Below are 3,635 nucleotides of genomic sequence, written 5' to 3' on the forward strand. Positions count from 1 at the left end.
CCATGAAAAGCCTGAAATAGCCTCCATAGCCTTGGTCATTTGCTTTACACTATCGTAAACGCCGTGAAAATTAATGTTGCCGTTAAGATATAATTCGCAATAAGGTCGGGCATCATAATGAATGTAAGTTACGTCAGGAGATGCAATGCCCTTCACTACGCTATAATTATCATCAATTTCTTTCAGTTCCTTATTTAGCTGGTCAACTAGCTCTTTGCGCTTTTCTTTAAAAGTCGGCTTGTGAGGCTTCGTGATAATCGTGATGCGCCTTCCAGACTCTTGTAGATCCTCGCCATAGCAATAGTCAACGTCTCCAACATCCTCACCGATATACTCTTTTAATGCTTCTGTCAGTTTTTCTTTTTCTTCTTTATCCACCATTTTTTAATCCTCATAAGTTACTACTGTTACTAGCTCGTTATTCTCATCTTTAAGGGTTACCACATTAACGACATCATGAACTTTCATGAATTCGTTGGGGTCCGCGCCATCAGAAATATTAAATTCCTTTTGTTTAAAGTGTCTGTTTCTTTTTTCTTCATACATCACTAGTGCGGACCAATCGCCCTTACCGTAGTCGTCCGAAACCACCTCCGTAAATTTAATATCGATGATTTTTTTACCTTGAATAAACTCATTAATCTTTTTATCCAAATCAGGCAAAAAATGAGACCAGAGTAATTTAACTTTCATAATCTTCACTCCTCAATCATTACTTTTATTCTTCTAGCGCGGAATTTTTCATCACCTAGCGTGAAATATGCATCATAATAAATGCCTGGCTTAATACCAGTTTCTTTATGTAAAGTAACGGTTAAAACAAATTCCGACTCAACTTCGTAGTAATCTTTACCGGGAAATTTGTAAGCCCACGGCACTTTCTTACGATCTGTAAAGTAAAGATTTTGCTTATGTAAAACTGGATCAGCCGTTTTACCATCAGAATGAAAAGTCCAGTGGCCTTTTTCGTCTACGTCAATCAGTACAATGCCATTGGCAACTATTGCCATTTGCTACGCCACCAATCTTTTAAAGCATTTACCGCGGTCAATACCGTATACGCCGCCAGCCACACCATCGCGGTGACAATGAACATGATCAGCAGGACTTTGATTATACCAATCATTTCCATGTCCCTTTCTGCAAGTACTCATACACTAGCTTCAAAACGTATGACAATTGAAGAAGTGCTTCCGGTTCTAATCCATCTGTGCCAGTAATATCAACAGATCGTTCACCCCAATAAAATCCAACTTCTGGTGAAGCGCCGCCCCAACAATCTGTGTATTTCGTAAGTGTGATAGAAACATACTTATTTGATTCGCTAAATTGAACCTCAACGCCTTTATAGAGGCTTAGCATGTCAATAAATTCTTGCCTAGTCATTCGTTGCTATTTCCGTTTCGTAAAATCATCTAGTAACTTAGCTTCTTTTTCATTTCTAGCGCCACATTCTGCAATCGCCGCAGCGCGCTCACTTTTTAAAATGCTTCTCCACTTGTCATCACTTAATTTGCGCAAATTAATATCAATTTGGACTATAAGTGGCATAACTGTGAAAACGAATCCTTCTTCCGTGGCACACTGCTCTAATGCTGCTTTTTTAGACACGCTAAAATCATCAAAGAGCTTCAAACTATCTAGCGAGTAAGCTTCAATTTTGACATTTTTAGAATTGCTTGTCGGTACAAAGAAAAATTTGAATCCCCTAATCGTGATAGGAACGCCCCACCATACCAGCCAACGACCTTCAACATCTACCTCAACACTGGACCTTGGTCCAACTTCAATAGCTACAAATTTACGCATTTTAACTTCTAACCTCTTCAATATTTTCAAATCCGTAATACTGACCTAACGCAACCTCTGCTTCAGTGAAATTATCAAACCCACCTAAAGCACATTTTTTGAAAGGATAAAGCCAGTACAACTCGTACTTTTCTTTTTCGTTAAGAACAATCTTGATAAGCGGGTCGCCGTCAAGACTTTTTACCCGAAACAGAACACTAGGCATTTTGATCGTTTCTCACTTTTGGTGCGTGTCCTACCGACCATGGTGCTGACATTTCATCCCTAGGGTGGTCAAAAAACTTATACGGTTCAAAGTGCGTCACGTGGTTCAAATTAATGCACCCCCCGTTTTTTAGCCGTAGCCAGTTGTTATCTTCTGCTAAAGCTTCGTAAATGCTTTCTACAGTTACATCCTTGGTCTTAAAGGTTTGACCGTTTACGTAAGTAATTGATACGCCTTTGGTATAGCCATTCTGATTTTTTGAACGGTTAGACGTAAAGTCATCGTTCTTGTAATGGTTGGGATTAGTGTCCAGTTCACTAAAATTACTTGCTTTGAGCTTACGATTGTTAAAATTGTATTTTGTGTTCATTTTTGTTTTTCCTTTGTTTTCTATAAATCCTTAATTACTAGTTTTGGATAGTCTGGCTGCATTGAAACAACTATAAAGTACGATTTTCCAAGCATTTTTCTAAAAAATTGCAAATTCAGCATATCCGTAATGGTAATGATAATTGATCCGTCATGATACCTAGCAGCTCCCGTATATCTTGCTTTTTTGATCTTAGACGGTGCCCAAACTTCAACTGTGCAAACGGTACTAATTTTCCCTAGGTAAGCCTTACTAATCTGATCAATTTCATAAGCAGTTAAATTGGGATTGCTATGTGCGTACTTTTGACTTGTTAAGTAAAGTTTCATGTTAATCTCCCAGTAAATTATGCTCAGCAAATGAGAAATAATTTCCGTTGCCAATAATGAAATGATCTAGCATGTGAACTTTAATCAGCTTAGACAAGCTGTAAATTGATTCCGTCATCGTTAAATCAGCTTTTGAGGGCTTCATCGAGCCACTTGGGTGATTGTGTACCACAATAAAGTTAGCCGCCCCGTTAAGGCATAATATTTTAATAATTAGCGGCACTGAAACGGCGGATTTCTCTACTGTCCCTGAACCTACTACGTCATCTGAAATAATTTGCCCTTGGTTGCTTAAACTGATCAAGTGCATTTCTTCGTGATCAAGTTCCGCATATTTGCCGGCTAGGTAATCGCCAAAACCACGTGAATCATGAAAGATTGGTTCCCTTGTGGTTGCTAACCGCAGTTCAAGTTCTAGCAATCTGATATAAGCCTTTAGCCCTCTTTCAGAAAGGTTGTTGCTAAACAAACCGACCGACATTTCCTTTTTAACGCCCTCAAGCGTTTTAAGCTTGTCATAGCGGCTTAAGTCATCGCTTACCGTATTGATTAAATCTTCCATGTTCATTTCTTGAACATTTTTTTCTTTGTAATTTCTTTGAGTCATTGTTTTAGTCCTTTACTTCCCAAGTACCAAGTCCCAAGTAAATGATTTTGCAATCACCTGTAACTTGAACTGTTCCTGCTTCTTGTGTATCAACTTCATAAAGTCGGCTATTTGAAATACATCCAACACCTAGCTTCCATTTCATAAATGAATACTGAAAGACATTAGATAGCTGGCGTGGTGTTACTGTACAGCCAATTTTTAAATCAAAAATCATAATTTCTCCTTTACCCCCCAGTTTTTGTCAATTGCTACACCATCACGAAGCATTTTCAGCAAATAGGCAAACGGATCATTAATCATGTTCCATTGCAT

General features: G+C 38.3%; 10 protein-coding genes. All 10 read right to left on the bottom strand.

Features of this window, described 5'->3' with window-relative positions; genetic code table 11:
* Positions 1–381 (bottom strand): hypothetical protein (locus Q0Y84_RS12065; protein WP_297954105.1); only part of this gene is annotated, 381 nt, incomplete at its 3' end.
* A 3-nt stretch (positions 382–384) separates the two neighbouring features.
* Entirely contained in the window at positions 385–693 is a 309-nt protein-coding gene (locus Q0Y84_RS12070) for a hypothetical protein (protein WP_297954108.1), read from the bottom strand.
* A gap of 5 nt (positions 694–698) precedes the next feature.
* Entirely contained in the window at positions 699–1,010 is a 312-nt protein-coding gene (locus Q0Y84_RS12075; RefSeq protein WP_297954111.1) for a hypothetical protein, read from the bottom strand.
* A gap of 3 nt (positions 1,011–1,013) precedes the next feature.
* A complete protein-coding gene (locus Q0Y84_RS12080) occupies positions 1,014–1,154 on the bottom strand; it encodes a hypothetical protein (RefSeq protein WP_297954113.1) in 141 nt (46 codons plus the stop codon).
* Between the two features lie 238 nt (positions 1,155–1,392).
* Positions 1,393–1,809, bottom strand: a complete 417-nt coding sequence (locus Q0Y84_RS12085) for a hypothetical protein (protein WP_297954115.1) — start codon at positions 1,807–1,809, stop codon at positions 1,393–1,395.
* A 1-nt stretch (position 1,810) separates the two neighbouring features.
* Complete coding sequence (locus tag Q0Y84_RS12090; protein ID WP_297954119.1) at positions 1,811–2,014, bottom strand: hypothetical protein; 204 nt, start codon at positions 2,012–2,014, stop codon at positions 1,811–1,813.
* The gene (locus Q0Y84_RS12095) at positions 2,007–2,384 is read right to left on the bottom strand and encodes a hypothetical protein (RefSeq protein WP_297954121.1); all 378 of its coding nucleotides are present in this window, start codon (positions 2,382–2,384) and stop codon (positions 2,007–2,009) included. The genes Q0Y84_RS12090 and Q0Y84_RS12095 overlap by 8 nt, the downstream gene beginning before the upstream one ends.
* A 20-nt stretch (positions 2,385–2,404) precedes the next feature.
* Positions 2,405–2,713 carry a hypothetical protein gene (locus Q0Y84_RS12100; protein WP_297954123.1) on the bottom strand — a complete coding sequence of 103 codons (309 nt, stop codon included), beginning with the start codon at positions 2,711–2,713 and terminating at the stop codon, positions 2,405–2,407.
* Position 2,714: 1 nt separating this feature from the next.
* Positions 2,715–3,320: a JAB domain-containing protein gene (locus tag Q0Y84_RS12105; protein WP_297954125.1), complete on the bottom strand. Its 606-nt coding sequence runs from the start codon at positions 3,318–3,320 to the stop codon at positions 2,715–2,717.
* A 4-nt stretch (positions 3,321–3,324) separates the two neighbouring features.
* Positions 3,325–3,537, bottom strand: coding sequence for a hypothetical protein (locus Q0Y84_RS12110; protein WP_297954128.1), 213 nt, complete (start codon positions 3,535–3,537; stop codon positions 3,325–3,327).
* Positions 3,538–3,635 lie beyond the last annotated feature (98 nt).

It is taken from the genome of uncultured Lactobacillus sp., from assembly GCF_947367125.1.
GTDB lineage: Bacteria > Bacillota > Bacilli > Lactobacillales > Lactobacillaceae > Lactobacillus.

Excerpts from the sequence above, each read along its gene's own strand:
- Q0Y84_RS12100 (WP_297954123.1), bottom strand. The coding sequence starts at position 2,713 with ATGAAACTTTACTTAACAAGTCAAAAGTACGCACATAGCAATCCCAAT.
- Q0Y84_RS12075 (WP_297954111.1), bottom strand. The coding sequence starts at position 1,010 with ATGGCAATAGTTGCCAATGGCATTGTACTGATTGACGTAGACGAAAAA.
- Q0Y84_RS12080 (WP_297954113.1), bottom strand. The coding sequence starts at position 1,154 with ATGAGTACTTGCAGAAAGGGACATGGAAATGATTGGTATAATCAAAGT.
- Q0Y84_RS12090 (WP_297954119.1), bottom strand. The coding sequence starts at position 2,014 with ATGCCTAGTGTTCTGTTTCGGGTAAAAAGTCTTGACGGCGACCCGCTT.
- Q0Y84_RS12095 (WP_297954121.1), bottom strand. The coding sequence starts at position 2,384 with ATGAACACAAAATACAATTTTAACAATCGTAAGCTCAAAGCAAGTAAT.
- Q0Y84_RS12105 (WP_297954125.1), bottom strand. The coding sequence starts at position 3,320 with ATGACTCAAAGAAATTACAAAGAAAAAAATGTTCAAGAAATGAACATG.
- Q0Y84_RS12070 (WP_297954108.1), bottom strand. The coding sequence starts at position 693 with ATGAAAGTTAAATTACTCTGGTCTCATTTTTTGCCTGATTTGGATAAA.
- Q0Y84_RS12110 (WP_297954128.1), bottom strand. The coding sequence starts at position 3,537 with ATGATTTTTGATTTAAAAATTGGCTGTACAGTAACACCACGCCAGCTA.
- Q0Y84_RS12085 (WP_297954115.1), bottom strand. The coding sequence starts at position 1,809 with ATGCGTAAATTTGTAGCTATTGAAGTTGGACCAAGGTCCAGTGTTGAG.